At 65.2% G+C, this 15,729-nt stretch carries 14 protein-coding genes; 4 read left to right on the plus strand and 10 right to left on the minus strand.

The window, feature by feature from the left end:
* The first annotated feature begins 1 nt into the window (after position 1).
* The 4 genes from HDC95_RS10895 to HDC95_RS10910 all read left to right on the plus strand — a co-directional run bounded on the left by HDC95_RS10895 (position 2) and on the right by HDC95_RS10910 (position 3,737).
* A complete protein-coding gene (locus HDC95_RS10895) occupies positions 2-1,213 on the plus strand; it encodes a hypothetical protein (RefSeq protein ID WP_259063492.1) in 1,212 nt (403 codons plus the stop codon).
* Between the two features lie 136 nt (positions 1,214-1,349).
* Positions 1,350-1,898, plus strand: a complete 549-nt coding sequence (locus tag HDC95_RS10900) for a SipW-dependent-type signal peptide-containing protein (RefSeq protein WP_259063493.1) — start codon at positions 1,350-1,352, stop codon at positions 1,896-1,898.
* Complete coding sequence (locus HDC95_RS10905; protein WP_259063495.1) at positions 1,877-2,542, plus strand: SipW-dependent-type signal peptide-containing protein; 666 nt, start codon at positions 1,877-1,879, stop codon at positions 2,540-2,542. The genes HDC95_RS10900 and HDC95_RS10905 overlap by 22 nt, the downstream gene beginning before the upstream one ends.
* A 10-nt stretch (positions 2,543-2,552) precedes the next feature.
* On the plus strand, positions 2,553-3,737 hold the full coding sequence (locus HDC95_RS10910; protein WP_259063496.1) for a signal peptidase I: 1,185 nt from the start codon (positions 2,553-2,555) through the stop codon (positions 3,735-3,737).
* A gap of 569 nt (positions 3,738-4,306) precedes the next feature.
* Here HDC95_RS10910 and HDC95_RS10915 read toward each other — a convergent pair.
* The 10 genes from HDC95_RS10915 to uvrA all read right to left on the minus strand — a co-directional run bounded on the left by HDC95_RS10915 (position 4,307) and on the right by uvrA (position 15,681).
* On the minus strand, positions 4,307-4,663 hold the full coding sequence (locus tag HDC95_RS10915; protein ID WP_259063497.1) for an RNA polymerase-binding protein RbpA: 357 nt from the start codon (positions 4,661-4,663) through the stop codon (positions 4,307-4,309).
* Between the two features lie 2 nt (positions 4,664-4,665).
* On the minus strand, positions 4,666-4,914 hold the full coding sequence (secG, locus tag HDC95_RS10920; protein WP_033107536.1) for a preprotein translocase subunit SecG: 249 nt from the start codon (positions 4,912-4,914) through the stop codon (positions 4,666-4,668).
* 79 nt (positions 4,915-4,993) lie between these two features.
* Positions 4,994-5,785: a triose-phosphate isomerase gene (gene tpiA / locus HDC95_RS10925; protein ID WP_259063498.1), complete on the minus strand. Its 792-nt coding sequence runs from the start codon at positions 5,783-5,785 to the stop codon at positions 4,994-4,996.
* Positions 5,776-6,990 (minus strand): phosphoglycerate kinase, encoded by a 1,215-nt coding sequence (locus HDC95_RS10930; RefSeq protein WP_259063499.1) that lies wholly within the window; start codon positions 6,988-6,990, stop codon positions 5,776-5,778. Before HDC95_RS10930 ends, tpiA begins: the two co-directional genes overlap by 10 nt.
* Positions 6,991-6,997: 7 nt before the next feature.
* Positions 6,998-8,008, minus strand: a complete 1,011-nt coding sequence (gene gap, locus HDC95_RS10935) for a type I glyceraldehyde-3-phosphate dehydrogenase (RefSeq protein WP_259063500.1) — start codon at positions 8,006-8,008, stop codon at positions 6,998-7,000.
* A gap of 101 nt (positions 8,009-8,109) precedes the next feature.
* Entirely contained in the window at positions 8,110-8,736 is a 627-nt protein-coding gene (locus tag HDC95_RS10940) for a superoxide dismutase (protein ID WP_259063501.1), read from the minus strand.
* A 160-nt stretch (positions 8,737-8,896) separates the two neighbouring features.
* Positions 8,897-9,874 (minus strand): DNA-binding protein WhiA, encoded by a 978-nt coding sequence (whiA, locus tag HDC95_RS10945; RefSeq protein ID WP_259063502.1) that lies wholly within the window; start codon positions 9,872-9,874, stop codon positions 8,897-8,899.
* Between the two features lie 70 nt (positions 9,875-9,944).
* Positions 9,945-10,817 carry an RNase adapter RapZ gene (rapZ, locus tag HDC95_RS10950; RefSeq protein WP_259063503.1) on the minus strand — a complete coding sequence of 291 codons (873 nt, stop codon included), beginning with the start codon at positions 10,815-10,817 and terminating at the stop codon, positions 9,945-9,947.
* A 29-nt stretch (positions 10,818-10,846) separates the two neighbouring features.
* Positions 10,847-12,793, minus strand: a complete 1,947-nt coding sequence (uvrC, locus tag HDC95_RS10955; RefSeq protein ID WP_259063505.1) for an excinuclease ABC subunit UvrC — start codon at positions 12,791-12,793, stop codon at positions 10,847-10,849.
* Positions 12,793-15,681: an excinuclease ABC subunit UvrA gene (gene uvrA / locus HDC95_RS10960; protein ID WP_259063507.1), complete on the minus strand. Its 2,889-nt coding sequence runs from the start codon at positions 15,679-15,681 to the stop codon at positions 12,793-12,795. Before uvrA ends, uvrC begins: the two co-directional genes overlap by 1 nt.
* Positions 15,682-15,729 lie beyond the last annotated feature (48 nt).

Genomic DNA, 15,729 nt, shown 5'->3' on the forward strand with positions numbered 1-15,729 from the left:
CGTGACCGGACCCTCCAATCCTCCTCCAGGCGGCCACGATCTCGGCGCGACCTTCGGCGCACCCGTCGGTGTGACTCCGGCACGCGCTCTGAAGCCGCGGAGAAGACGCAGCGGTCTGATCTGGACCGGTGTCGGCATCGTGCTGGTCGCCTGCACATGCGCTGCCGTCCAAGTGGGCGCGAATCTGGGTTACGACGACGCTCTCGTGAGCCTCGAGGCCGCGGTCGATCAAGCCAAGGACAGCAGCCTGATCCTTGACCAGGAGCTGATAGCGCTCGACGGCACCCTCACCGTGGCTTCGGGCATAGCCGATACGGACAGCGGAACCCTCATGGATGCTGCGTCGAAGGACGCACTGGTCGCCGTGGTCGATGAAGCTCAGACGACAGTGGCAGACGGTGCCGCGGTCCGGGAGCAGGACCTCCCTTCGTCGGATGAGAAGCCCACATGGGCATGGGAGCTTTTCGGCGAGACGACGCAGTTGAACTCGGACCGGGATGAGGCCGACGACCTCAATGCTGACTTCGAGGCCGCCGGCGAAGCGGCCGCCAGCGCCGCAGATGCAGTCGGAGAGGCAGGTGCTACGGCGGTGGCGTCAGCGGCCGATGCAGCCGCAGCGTTCGAAGCCGCGCACATCTCCGCCCGAAACCTCGACATCATCGCACTGCGCTCGGCCGCAGAGCAGGTGCGGCAGAGTGACGGCACCCTGGACGAGACTGCCGCGGCAGCGTATGCCGACCTCGAGGCCGCCGCATCGCGGATGCTCGTGTCGGAACAAGCAGAGCTGGCTGACAAGAGCGGACCGCTCTACAACGCACGTCTGGAGATTGAGGCCTTCGCGCGATCCCTCGCGCCCGGAGTGCTGCTCGACTTCGACTGGTCCGAACTCGTCAACGGATACGGGTACGCCGACAGCATGGGCGGCTTTGCCACGTGGTGGTACCACGATCCCGGCTACGCGACCATCGAACTGTCCAACTCGGTGGCCGCCTACTGGCCGGGGGCGCGCAGCCAAGCGCTCGTAGCGCACGAGGTCGGCCACGCGATCAGCGTCAAGTGCGACGGCATGTACGACGATTCCACCGCGGAGAACATTGAGGCGTGGGCGACGGCCTGGGCGATCAGCATGGGCTTCAACGATGTCGCCAACGGCACATCGGCCTACGGTGCTCCCCCTCAGTCGATGATCGACGCCGCCGCGGCATGCCGCTGAGCTGCTTCGTCTCCATCGAATTCCTATGCGTCACATATAGATCTCGCTAGTTCATCGCTCTGGCCGAACGTTGAGCCCGGGGCTAGGTTGAGCACAACGGGCGTATTCCCCAAACGCCCGACGAGAGGGAAACACTATGGAGACTTCACGTAGAAACAAGATCTATGCGGTGCTGGCGGGCGGGCTCGTGCTCGGCGTCGGCGCCGCAGTGACGTTGGCCGCATGGAACGATTCGGAGTTCGCGACAGGAACGTTCACGGCCGGATCGTTCGATCTGCAGGGATCGACCGACGGCACCGATGGATGGGCGAGCCACGAAACCGAGCCGGGCGCCACACTCGACTTCACCGTCGACGCTGAGAACCTTGCGCCAGATGACAGCGTCTACGCGCTGTACTCCATCCGGCTCGTCGGATCGACGGACGGCGACCTCACCAACGTCGCACCGACCACCGCCGGAGCGAACGCGGCGAACCTGACCGCCGAGACCCACTTGATCACGGGCACCACGTGTGACGCGACGACGTTCGCCGCCGGTAGCGCCACGCTCCCGACCACGATCGCTGCCGGAACCGCCATCACAGCCGTTCCGATCAACTACTGTCTTCAGGTGACCGCGGGCGCTGACCTCGTGCAGGGCGCAGAGGGCACCGTGACCTGGCAGTGGACAGCGGTATCGCAGTAGCCGAGAGCCGTCGCCCCCGACGCGCCTCTCGGATCTCGCAGCGTCGACGTACGTTCGCTCGTGCACGGGCGCTGCTCATCGGCGCGCTCGTGCTCGGTGTGGGCGCCTCCGCGACCGTCGCGGCGTGGACGGACAACGAATTCGCGTCGACGCAGATCACGGCCGGAACGTTCTCGATCGTGTCTCGCACTGCGTCGGCGCCGACGTTCGCTGCGCACGACACGGCCCCTAACGCGGTGACGCTCCCGCTCGACGCGACGAACCTCTATCCGGGACAGAACCGGGCGGCATGGATCCAGATCACCACCGCCGGGACGGTGCCGGGCACGGTGCAGATGACCGGTGTCGCGTCGCCGACGAACGGTGCGAGCGGCGATGCACTACGAGATTCTCTAGACGTGCGCATCGTTGCGACGACGACGGCGGCGAGCACGACGCCGACCTGCACTGCGGCGACGACGGGGGGCATCACTTACACCGGGATCGGCAACGTGCCGACGACTCTGCCTGCTCAGACGTTGCAGGCCAACGGCACCAACGTCGTGGACTACTGCATCATCGTCACCCTCCGAGCCGACGCGCCCACCACAGCCCAGGGCGGAATCGTGACGCCGACCTGGACATTCACCGGTACGACTGGCTGATGAGGAACACATGAACACGATCGCGAGTGGCGCCGTCCGCGTCGGACGAGTGGTCCGTGAGGTCGTGCTCACTGTTCTCGCGCTCGGCGGCGTCGCGTGCATCGTGCTCGTCGTCCTCGCCTTCACCGGTGGATACTCGCTCATCATGTTCAAGACCGGGTCGATGTCACCGTCGATCCCCGCGGGATCCGTGGCGCTGGTTCAAGAGATCCCGGCATCTGAGCTGGCCATCGGCGATGTCGTGACGGTGGACAGGACGGATAATCTCCCCGTCACCCACCGCATCACAAGCATCGGCGACGGACCGTCCGCGAACAAGCGAACGATCACGATGCGCGGCGACGCGAACAACACCGATGATCCCGTGCCTTATACGGTCACGGACGTGCGCATCGTTCGCGGCTCGGTGCCGCACCTCGCGAATGTGATCGTCTGGTTCGGCAACCCTTTCGTCCTCGGCGGCATCACGATCGGCGCGGCGGTACTGGTCACCTGGGCATTCTGGCCGAAGAAGCCACGTCCTGTACCGGTCACGCCCGCTGGAGACGAACCGCAGACCCGCTCCGCACGCCGTGCCGCCGGATTGGCCACGGCCGGTCTGGTGCTGGGAGTCAGCGCGATGGCCTGGGCTCCTCCGCATGCGCAGGCGACCACTGATCTGCTCACCCTGCAGTCCGATCTCGACACGGCCGCGACGTATGCACTGGATGCTGTGGAGCCTCTCTACTGGCATATCGATGTGGACGCCGGCGCTGCTCCCGACGACGGTGAACTGACGATCGATCTCGCCGCAAGCGGCCCCGACGTGCTCTCGCTCCGCGCCGAGGTGAGCGTCTGCAGCGTGGCTTGGTCGGGATCGCAGTGCGCGCGCGGGGAGCGGATTCTGCGCGAGGCAGCGCTGGTCCCCCTCGACGACAGCTGGGATGTGCTCCTTGCGGAAGCGACACCAGCGACGGCACATCTGCGCATCGGTCTGACAGCGGTGCTGGACGCGGACGTCCCCTCGGCGATCGCATCGATGACGGTGCGCGCCACGGCCGGGCAGATCGTGTTCGAGGAGACGATCAACGGCGAAGACGACCTCGCGCCGACAGGGGGACAGAATTACTGGACAATCCTCGCAGCGCCCGCCGCCGTACTCGTCGGCCTCGGCGCCGCACTGGTCATCGGTGCGAGGCGGAAGTCGCATCAATGACGATACGCAGAAGCACCCGAGCGGGACTCGCCGCGGTCGGCATCCTCGCCCTGCTATCCGTGGGAACGGCGAGCACCACGCCGACGGAGGCAGCGTGGACGAAGCCGCAGTACGGAGCTGGGGGGACCATAAGTGCCGTGGATCTTCGAACAGCTCCGACGATAACGAGCTGCACGCTGACGACCGTCGCAATCGTCCCAGTGGGAGTGATACTCGATACGGTGACCATCAAATGGAAATCAACCGCGCCGCCTATGATGCAGCGTGTGTACTTCGGTACGGTTCTTGGAACTGTCACTCCTACGCTGGAGGCGACGTCTCCTGGCGAGTACTCGTACACGGTGACGTACTCAAAGGGCCTGCTGGAGTCGCTCCTCACAAACCTTCTGGGATCTACCACCGTGATCACCGTGAAGGCAGAAGGGGGGACTTGGGCGTCACCAGCAGCCACAAAGTCACTGCGCGTCGGCTTGCTCGGATTGAATCCAACGTGCACGTAGAGGGGCAACGACGAAACCGCCGCGACCGATGAGTCGCGACGGTTTCGTCAGAGTCCAGTGAGAGTGAGCTCAGACCTGCCCGCGGCGCTCGCGCAACTGGGTCAGCGCGTCGTCGAGAAGCTGCGATGCCTCGTCCTCGGTACGACGTTCCTTCACATAGGCGAGGTGCGTCTTGTACGGCTCGTTCTTCGCCAGCGCCGGCGGGTTCGCCTTGTCGCGACCGGCGGGGAGCCCGGACTGCGGGTGATCGATCGTGTCAGGGATCTCCTCTTCGGGGAGACCTGCGGCGAAGTAGCGGACGGTCTCGTTGCCGAGCCCGTCCCAGTACGACACAGCGATGCGGTCGGCGTGGTAGCCGTGGTCCTGCTCACCCATCGGGCCGGAGCCCACACGGGTTCCGCGGATCGCGTTTCCTCCACTGGCCATGGTCAGATCACCTCGAGCTTCGTGATGAGTCCGAGCGCGACGATGGAGATGAACCACACGAGCGCAAGGACGATGGTGAAACGGTTGAGGTTTCGCTCTGCGAGACCGGACGAGCCGACCGCAGAGGTCATCCCACCGCCGAACATGTCGGACAGGCCGCCACCGCGACCCTTGTGGAGAAGGATGAGGAGTGTCAGCAGGACGCTGGTGATGCCCAGCAGGACCTGAAGGACGAACTCAAGAATTGCCACGAAGAAGAGCCTTTCAAAGGGGCTGTCTGCCCATAAGGGTCAAGTATACGCAGTGACGGGGCCGCAGCCCCGTCACTGATTACACTCCGACGTGCTTTTCGAACCTGATGATCGCGGCGAAATCGTCGACGACGAGGCTCGCTCCGCCGACCAGCGCGCCGTCGACATCTGGCTCACGCATGAAGCTGGCGATGTTCGCCGCCTTCACCGATCCGCCATAGAGGATGCGGGTGCGGGCAGCCGCATCGTCATCGAGTGACTTCGCCAGAACACCGCGCAACGCGGCGCAGACGTCCTGCGCCTGCTGCGGAGTTGCGGCCTGGCCTGAGCCGATGGCCCACACGGGCTCGTAGGCGACGACGATATTCGCGGATGCCGGAACACCCTTCAACGCCGCCTCCAGCTGACCGGCCGGAACGGCACTCGCGCCGAACTTCTCCAAGTCCTCCGCGGTCTCGCCTACGCAGATCACCGGCACGAGACCGTGCTTGAGCGCGGCCTGCACCTTGCCTGCCACGACGTCGTCGGACTCGGCGTGGTACTCGCGACGCTCGGAGTGGCCGATGATGACGTACTTGGCGTCGAGCTTCGCGAGGAACGCACCGGAGATCTCTCCGGTGTATGCGCCCGAGTCGTGCGCCGAGACATCCTGCGCGCCGAGCGCGAAGGGGATCTTGTCAGCGTCGATCAGCGTCTGCACACTGCGGATGTCGGTGAAAGGCGGGAACACCGCCACCTCGACAGAACCGTCCTCGTGCTTGGCGTCCTTGAGCGCCCAGTGCAGCTTCTGCACGAACGCGACAGCCTGCAGGTGGTCGAGATTCATCTTCCAGTTGCCCGCGATCAGCGGGGTACGAGTCGTCATGCCCATCCGAGCACCTCCAGGCCTGGTAGTTTCTTGCCCTCGAGGAACTCAAGGCTTGCGCCTCCGCCCGTCGAGATGTGACCGAACTGGTCATCAGCGAAACCGAGCTGACGCACGGCAGCCGCTGAGTCGCCGCCGCCGACGACTCCGAGGCCGTCGACCTCGGTGAGCGCCTGTGCGATGGCTTTGGTGCCTGCGGCGAAGGCCGCGAACTCGAACACGCCCATCGGACCATTCCAGAAAACCGTCTTCGAGCTGCCGATGGCCTCCGCGAACGTGCGGGCGGTGTCGGGTCCGATGTCGAGCCCGATGCCGGATGCTCCGAACGATGTCTGCTCGATGGCATCTGCCGCGGTCACCTCGTGCGCAGCATCCGCCGAGAACGAATCGGCGACGACGACGTCGGTCGGCAGAACGATCTCGACGCCGCGCTCGGTGGCCTCCGCGAGGTAGCCCCGCACCGTCTCGAGCTGGTCCTCTTCGAGGAGACTGGAGCCGACGGAGTGACCCTGCGCCTTGAGGAAGGTGAACAGCATTCCGCCGCCGACGAGGATCCGATCCACGCGTGGCAGCAGGTGCGAGATCACGCCGAGCTTGTCACTGACCTTCGATCCGCCGAGGACGACCGTGTACGGCCGCTCCGGGTTCTCGGTGAGGCGGTCCAGCACGTCCAGCTCGGTCGCGATCAGCAGCCCCGCCGCGGACGGCAGGATCTCTGCGAGGTCGTAGACGCTCGCCTGCTTGCGGTGCACGACTCCGAAGCCGTCGGAAACGAGAGAATCGCCGAGTTGCGCGAGTTCTGCCGCGAACGCCTGACGCGTCGCGTCGTCCTTTGCCGTCTCCCCCGCGTTGAAACGCAGGTTCTCGAGGACGACGATCCCCCCGTCCTCAAGAGACGCCACAGCTTCCTTCGCCGACTCACCGACGGTGTCGCGTGCGAACGCGACAGGCTTGCCGAGCAGCTCTGAGAGTCGCTGAGCGACCGGCTCGAGGCTGTACTGCGGATCGGGTGCCCCATCGGGGCGACCGAGGTGGGAGCACACGATCACGCGTGCACCCGCATTGATCAGGGCGTTGAGAGTCGGCAACGAAGCGCGCACACGCCCATCGTCCGTTATGACGCCGTCCTTCAGGGGGACGTTCAGGTCACAACGGACGATGACGCGCTTGCCTTCGAGCGAACCCAGCGAATCCAGGGTGCGCAGAGTCATGATGAACTCAGATGCGTTCTGCGACGTACTCGGTGAGGTCGACGAGACGGTTCGAGTAGCCCCACTCGTTGTCGTACCAGCTGGAGACCTTGACCAGGTTTCCGCTGACGTTGGTGAGCGTCGAGTCGAAGATCGACGAGTGCGCGTTGTGCTGGATGTCACTGGAGACGATCGGGTCCGCGTTGAACTGCAGGTAGCCGACGAGGCTTCCCTCGGCTGCCGCCTTGCGGTAGGCCTCGTTGATCTCATCGACCGTGAGGTCGGTGCGCTCGGTGACGAGCGTCAGGTCGACGATGGAGCCAGTGGGAACCGGAACGCGGTAGGAAGAGCCGCTGAGCTTGCCCTCCAGCTCCGGGAGGACCAGGCCGATGGCCTTCGCCGCACCGGTGGAGGCGGGGACGATGTTGATCGCCGCAGCGCGAGCGCGGTGCAGGTCGCTGTGCGGGCCGTCCTGAAGGTTCTGGTCGGCGGTGTAGGCGTGCGCGGTCATCATGAAGCCGCGCTCGATGCCGAAGGCGTCGTTGAACACCTTGGCGAGCGGGGCGAGCGCGTTCGTCGTGCACGACGCGTTGGAGATGATGTGGTGGTTGGCCGGGTCGTAAGTCTCCTCGTTCACGCCCATGACGAACGTGCCGTCAGCCCCGGTGGCCGGAGCCGAGATGAGGACCTTCTTCGCGCCGGCGTCGATGTGCTTCTTGGCGAGGTCGGCCTTGGTGAAGAAGCCGGTCGATTCGATGACGATGTCGACACCCAGCTCACCCCAGGGGAGGTTGGCGGGGTCCCGCTCGGCGAACGCCTTGATCTGCTTGCCGTTGACCGTGATGCTCTCGTCGTCGAAGCTGATGTCGGCATCCAGGACGCCGCCCACAGAGTCGTACTTCAGCAGGTGCGCAAGCGACTTGTTGTCGGTGAGGTCATTGACCGCGACGATCTCAAGGTCTGCTCCCTGCGCAAGAGCTGCGCGGAAGTAGTTGCGTCCGATACGGCCGAAGCCGTTGATGCCGATCTTTACAGACACTCAGGTCTCCTGTTTCTCGTGCGCTCTCGCGCGTTTTCAATAGAGAATTCGTGGACGACGGCGTCCCGACGGGCTGTTGTCCGTCGGGACGCCCGTCTTGATTACGACAGTACCAGCAGGCCGTTCGTCTGCTTACGGGCGACGTCGAGGCGCTGAGCCACGTTCTCCCAGTTGGCGATGTTCCACGCGGCCTTGACGTAGTCGGCCTTCACGTTGAGATAGTCGAGGTAGAAAGCGTGCTCCCACATGTCGAGCTGGAACAGCGGAATCGTGCCCTGCGCCGAGTTGGACTGCTGGTCGAACAGCTGCTGGATGATCAGACGCTGTCCGATCGAGTCCCAGCTGAGCACGGACCAGCCAGAGCCCTGAATGCCCATTGCGGTGGCGGTGAAGTGCGCCTGGAACTTCTCGAAGGACCCGAAGAACTCGTCGATCGCGGCCTTCAGCTCGCCTTCCGGCTGACCTCCGCCGTTCGGGGAGAGGTTGGTCCAGAAGATGGAGTGGTTGACGTGGCCGCCGAGGTTGAACGCGAGGTCCTTCTCGAGCTTGTTCACGTTCGCGAGGTTGCCACTGTCGCGGGCCTCGGCGAGACCCTCGAGCGCTGCGTTCGCGCCGGTGACATACGCCTGGTGATGCTTGTCATGGTGCAGTTCCATGATCTTTCCGCTGATGTGCGGCTCAAGAGCTGCGAAGTCGTAGGGAAGGTCGGGGAGCGTGTAGATCGCCATGTCGCTTTCATCCAATCCGCGCCGCGCCGCGGCGCTTGTCGGTCCTCCACACCACCCGTTTGCGGTGCGGAGCAGACTTTTTCATCCTACTGACGTGAACGACAGCCCGGTACGGATCCTTCCGCACATGACGAGGAAACTCGCCAGATCGCGCTGCGGATCAGACGTCGAGCCCAGCGGGCACGGCGTCCTCCGTGCTGGGGATGCCCTCTTGCTGCGCACGCTTATCCGCCATGGCCAGGAGCCGGCGGATGCGTCCGGCCACGGCGTCCTTCGTGAGCGGCGGGTCGGCGTGGTGACCGAGTTCGTCGAGGCTCGCGTCGCGGTGCGCAAGACGCAGTTCACCGGCGATGCGCAGATGGTCCGGCACATCCTCGGCGAGGATCTCGAGCGCGCGCTCGACGCGAGCGCACGCTGCGACGGCCGCCTGAGCGGAACGACGCAGGTTCGCGTCGTCGAAGTTCACAAGTCGATTGACGCCGGCGCGCACCTCGCGGCGCTGACGCATCTCCTCCCATGCGGCTGCGGTCTTCTGCGCACCCATCTGGCTGAGGATCGAACGGATCGCCTCGCCCTCACGCACGACGACGCGCGGCAGGCCACGCACCTCACGGGCCTTGGCCGCCACACCGAGCCGGTGAGCTGCGCCGACGAGCGCCATCGCGGCCTCGGAAGTCGGGCAGGAGACCTCGAGCATGGCGGAGCGTCCCGGCTCTGAGAGCGAACCGGCGGCGAGGAATGCACCACGCCAGAGACCCGCGATCTCCTCGCGGGACCCGGTCGTGAGCCTGTTCGGGAGTCCGCGCACCGGACGGCGTCGCTGATCGAGCAGACCGGTCTGACGTGCAAGGGTCTCTCCCGCTGCGATCACACGCACCGCGTAGCGTGCCCCATCGTGCGAGCTCGCGGACTGCACCTGGGCGATCTCCGGGCGAACGCCGTAGATCTCCGCGAGATCGCGCGCGACACGACGCGCCAGCAGATCGGCATCCACTTCCGCCTCGACCGCGACTCGACCGGCGATCGAGTGGAGTCCGCCGGCGAACCGGAGGATCGCGGTGACCTCCGCGACGCGAACCGTCGGGGGTGCGTTGCGGATGCTGACGAGTTCAGCCTTGACGTCGGTGGTTAGTGCCACGGGACTCCTTGTAAAGCGTCATACGTCGGATCGCGACGCAAAGGAACAGTTTACCGGGCGCCGCGCCGTTCTATTCGCGGCCGAGGTCTCGGTGGCGGACATTGATCGCGACACCGGGAATCGAGGAGAGACGTTTCGCGAGCTCTTCCGCCGTGGCCACCGAACGGTGCTTGCCGCCGGTGCAGCCGATCGCGACCGTGGAATGACCCTTGTTCTCGCGCTGGTATCCCTCGAGTACCGGCACGAGCGCTGTGGCGTACGCATCCAGGAACTCGGTTGCCCCCTCCCGAGAGAGCACATAGTCGCGAACAGGCGCATCTTGGCCGGTGAGACCGCGTAGATCGTCGTTCCAGAACGGATTCGGCAGGAAGCGCATGTCGGCCACGAGGTCGACGTCGGTGGGCAGACCGTATTTGAAGCCGAAGCTCAGGATCGTCAGTCGATGCCGAGCCGCTCCTTCGTCGGAGAAAGCCTCGAACACCTGGGTTGCGAGCTGATGGATGTTCAGCGATGACGTGTCGATGACGATGTCCGCCGCTTCGCGCACCAGGGTCAGACGCGATCGCTCGAGCCGGATGCCGTCAAGCAGAGTGCCGTCTTCCTGCAGCGGGTGAGGGCGTCTGACAGACTCGAACCGACGAACCAGAACATCGTCGGACGCATCGAGGAAGACGACGCGGACGCTGCCGCGCGAACGCAGTGCGCGTGCCACCTCGGGGAAGTCGTTGAACAGATTGCGACCGCGGACGTCGACGACGGCTGCGACCTTGGGCAGTGCTCCCCCACCGAGGTCGGTCAGGTCCAGCAATGGGCGCAGCATCTGCGGCGGGAGGTTGTCCACGACATACCAGCCGAGATCCTCCAGCGCGTTCGCAACGGTGGAGCGCCCCGCACCGGACATGCCGGTGACGATGAGGAACTCGTTCTTCTCCTCGACGGCCATCGACACTTCCTCTCCCTGTGGAGACCAGCCTATCGAGTCGCGAGGTGTGTATGGATGCTCCGGGCGAGCGCGGGGCCGATGCCCTGCACCTGCTGAATCTCATCGGACGTCGCACCGCGCAGCGCCGTCACCGATCCGAAATGCTTCAGCAGCACCTTGATGCGGGATGCGCCGAGACCCGGAACCTCTTCCAGCACGGTTGTGATGTCGCGCTTGCGGCGCTTGCGCTGATGGATGATGGCGAACCGGTGCGCCTCGTCACGCAGCCGCTGCAGCAGGTAGAGCGCCTCGCTCGTACGCGGCAGGATGACCGGGAAATCCTCTCCAGGCAGCCACACCTCCTCCAGTCGCTTGGCGATGCCGCACAGCCCGATCTCGGTGTGACCGGCGTCGCGCAGTGCACGCGCCGCAGCCTCGACCTGCGGCTTGCCCCCGTCGACAAGCAGCAGTTGGGGCGGGTAGGAGAAGCGCGGCTTCTTGCGGACGGTCACCACTTCGCCGTCGACGGCGAGCGGATCCGTGAGGACCTCGGGCCCGGACGTCTCGATCACCGAGGCTGTCGACGCTTCGACGAGCGCGGCGTCTGACTCCTCAGGGCGATCCAGATACGCCAGGCGACGCATGAGCACCTGATACATCGAGTCGGTGTCATCGGTGGTCTCGGCGATGTTGAATGAACGGTACTGGTCTTTGCGCGGCAGGCCGTCTTCGAACACCACCATCGAAGCGACGACGTTCGTGCCACCCAGATGCGAGATGTCGAAGCACTCGATACGCAGCGGGGCGGTCTCGAGATCGAGTGCCTCCTGCAGATCGGTGAGCGCCTGCGTGCGCGCGACGTAATCGCTGGTGCGACGCGTCTTGTGACGGATGAGTGCCTGCGTCGCATTCAGCGTTGCATTTCGCATCAGCTCCGCACGCTGTCCGCGCTGTGCGACGGCGATCTCCACCCTGCGCCCACGTCGCTCGCGTAGCCACTCCTCGAGCTCGGCAGCGTCATCGGGAAGCGATGGCACCAGGATGCGCCGAGGCACGTGCACCCCTTCGCCGTAAGTGCGCTGCAGCACCTGCTCGACGAGCTCGGCCCCCGAGATGTCGATCTCCTTCTCGATCGTCGTGGCGCGTACACCGCGCACGCGCCCTCCGCGGATCACGAAATGCTGCACCGCCGCGGCGAGCTCATCCTCCGCGATGCCGAACAGATCGGCGTCCTCGTCGGACGGCAGCACCAGCGAGCTCTTGCCGAGCACCGCCTCGATCGATGCGAGCTGGTCGCGATACTTCGCGGCGGCCTCGTAATCCATCGCGGCGGAGGCCGACAGCATCCGCTTCGTGAGCTCCTTCGTGAAGCGCTCGTCGCCGCCGGCCATGAACGCGACGAAATCGTCGACCATGGCCCGATGCTCTTCGATCGTCACCTTCATCGAGCACGGCCCACCGCACTTGCCGATCTGGCCGGGGAAGCACGGGCGCCCTGTTGCCATCGCGCGCTTGTAGCTCGCATCGCTGCAGGTGCGGATCGGAAAGGCCTTGATCATCAGGTCGATGGTCTCGTGGACCGCCCAGACCTTCGGATAAGGACCGAAATAGCGTGCCCGAGGGATCTTGCGATTGCGCGTGACGAGCACGCGCGGCGCCTCATCCCCCAGCGTCACCGCCATGAACGGGTACGACTTGTCGTCCTTGTAGCGCACGTTGAACGGCGGATCGTATTCCTTGATCCACATGTACTCGAGCTGCAGCGAGTCGACGTCGGTCGGGACGACCGTCCATTCCACCGAAGACGCGGTGGTGACCATCCGCCTGGTGCGCTCGTGCAGGGTACGCAGCGGCGCGAAGTAGTTGGACAGCCGCTGACGCAGGTTCTTCGCCTTGCCGACGTAGAGCACGCGCCCCTCGGCGTCCCGGAAGCGATACACCCCCGGGTCGGTCGGGATCTCGCCCTGCGACGGTTTGTACGGAAGGACGTCGGCCATCAACTGGCCTTCCGCGCCCCGCGTCCTGCGCCGAGGATCTCACCGAGGAACATGCCGGTGTGGCTCTCCTCCACGCGCGCGATCTGCTCGGGTGTGCCGGTGGCGAGGATCTCGCCGCCGCCGGAGCCACCCTCGGGACCGAGGTCGATCACCCAGTCCGCCGACTTGATGACGTCGAGGTTGTGCTCGATCACGATCACGGTGTTGCCCTTGTCGACCAGCCCGTTCAGCACCTCGAGGAGCTTTCGGACGTCTTCGAAGTGCAGACCCGTAGTCGGCTCGTCGAGCACGTAGATGCTTCGGCCGTTGCTGCGACGCTGAAGCTCGGTGGCGAGCTTGACGCGCTGCGCCTCACCGCCGGAGAGCGTCGTGGCCGACTGGCCGAGTCGCACGTAGCCGAGGCCGACGTCGACGAGCGTCTTCATGTACCGGTGGATCGCCTGGATCGGCTCGAAGAACTCCGCAGCCTCCACGATCGGCATCTCGAGCACTTCGGCGATGTTCTTGCCCTTGTAGTGCACCGCGAGAGTGTCTCGGTTGTATCGCTTGCCGTGACAGACCTCGCAGTCGACGTACACGTCGGGTAGGAAGTTCATCTCGATCTTGATCGTGCCGTCACCGGAGCATGCGTCGCAGCGACCCCCCTTGACGTTGAAGCTGAATCGGCCGGGCTGGTAGCCGCGCACCTTCGCCTCCGGCGTCTCGCTGAACAGCGTTCGGATGCGGTCGAAGACGCCTGTGTAGGTCGCGGGGTTCGAGCGCGGTGTGCGGCCGATCGGCGCCTGATCGACGTGCACCACCTTGTCGAGGTTGTCGAGACCGGTGACGCGGGTGTGCTTGCCCGCGAGCGTACGTGCGCCGTTGAGCTTGGATGCGAGCACCCGGTAGAGGATGTCGTTGACCAGCGACGACTTGCCGGAGCCGCTCACGCCGGTGACGGCGGTGAGCACACCGAGCGGGAACTCCGCCGTGACGTTCTTGAGGTTGTTCGCGCGAGCGCCGACGACGCTCAGCATCCGCTTCTTGTCGATCTTGCGACGCTTCTTCGGCATCGGGATCTCGCGACGGCCTGCGAGATAGTCGGCGGTCATCGATTCTGTCTCTGTGAGCAGCGCCGAGTACGGCCCAGAGTGCACGACGGCACCGCCGTTGACTCCGGCACCGGGTCCGATGTCGACGACCCAGTCGGCGGCCTCGATCGTCTCCTCGTCGTGTTCGACGACGATCAACGTGTTACCGAGGTCGCGCAGCGTCTGCAACGTCTCGATCAGGCGTCGGTTGTCCCTCTGGTGCAGACCGATCGACGGCTCATCGAGCACGTAGAGCACGCCAGTGAGCCCCGACCCGATCTGGGTCGCGAGACGGATGCGCTGCGCCTCGCCACCGGAGAGCGAGCCCGCCGCACGGCTGAGGTTCAGATATGCAAGACCGACCTGGAGCAGGAAGTCGAGGCGCAGGCGGATCTCACGCAGCACCTGTGCCGCGATCTTCGCCTCGCGCTCGGTCAGCGTCAGCGTCTCCATGAAGCCACGGGCATCGGCGAGGCTGAGGTGCGAGACCTCGGCGATCGAGTGCCCGTGCACCTTGACCGCGAGCACCTCGGGCTTGAGGCGGTTGCCGTCGCACGCGGGACACGGCACTTCACGGAGATACTCGGCCCAGCGCGCACGCTGATTGTCGCTCTCGGCCTGGGCGTACTGACGCTCGATGTAGGGCACGACGCCCTCGAAGCCGGAGGCGTACCGCATCTCACGGCCGTAGCGGTTCTTCCACTTGACCGTGACCTTGTAGTTGTCCCCTCGCAGGATCGCGTCCTGCACGTCGACACGCAGGTCTTTCCACGGGGTGTCGAGGTCGAAGTTGAGGTCGCGTGCGAGTCCTTCGAGCAACCGCTCGTAGTACTGGAAGAGTCCCTTGCCCTGCGTCGTCCACGGGATGATGGCGCCCTCGCGGATCGAGAGCTCCTCATCGTCGAGCATCAGGTCGACGTCGACTGACATGCGCGTGCCGAGACCGGAGCATGTCGGGCAGGCGCCGAACGGCGCGTTGAACGAGAAGGTGCGGGGCTCGATCTCGGTCAGCGTGATCGCATGCCCGTTGGGGCATGCCAGCTTCTCGGAGTACGACTGCCACGCGTCGTCGCCCTCTTCATCCACGAAGTTGACCTGCACGACGCCCCCGGCGAGCCCGAGTGCGGTCTCCACCGAGTCTGTGACGCGCCCCAGGATGTCGTCGGATGCCACGAGCCGGTCGACCACGACCGCGATGTCGTGCTTGTAACTCTTCTTGAGCGTCGGCGGCTCGGCGAGCTGGATGAGGTCTCCGTCGACGATCGCGCGCGAGTACCCCTTGGCGCCGAGTTCGCGGAACAGATCGACGAACTCGCCCTTCTTCTGGGAGACGATCGGAGCGACGATCTGATACCGGGTGCGCTCGGGCAGTTCCACGAGCTGATCGGCGATCTGCTGCACGGTCTGCCGCTGGATCTTCTCCCCGCACTCAGGACAGTGCGGGATGCCGATGCGCGCCCACAGCAGACGCATGTAGTCATAGATCTCGGTGATCGTGCCGACGGTCGAGCGCGGGTTGCGGTTCGTCGACTTCTGATCGATCGAGACCGCAGGGCTCAGCCCTTCGATGAAGTCGACGTCGGGACGATCCACCTGACCGAGGAACTGACGTGCATAGGCGCTCAGCGACTCGACGTAGCGACGCTGACCTTCGGCGAAGATCGTGTCGAACGCGAGGCTGGACTTTCCGGATCCGGACAGGCCGGTGAACACGACCATCGAATCGCGGGGGATGTCGATGTCGACGTTCTTGAGATTGTGCACGCGAGCGCCGCGAACACTGAGTTTGCTGGGGGTTGCTACGGGGACAATGGGCACCGGACAAGTCTACGAGGGGCCACAGACATCGGCTCTGCATCCACGTTC

Origin of the sequence: Microbacterium sp. AK031, from assembly GCF_024807145.1 — a bacterium.
In the GTDB taxonomy this organism is placed as follows: domain Bacteria; phylum Actinomycetota; class Actinomycetes; order Actinomycetales; family Microbacteriaceae; genus Microbacterium.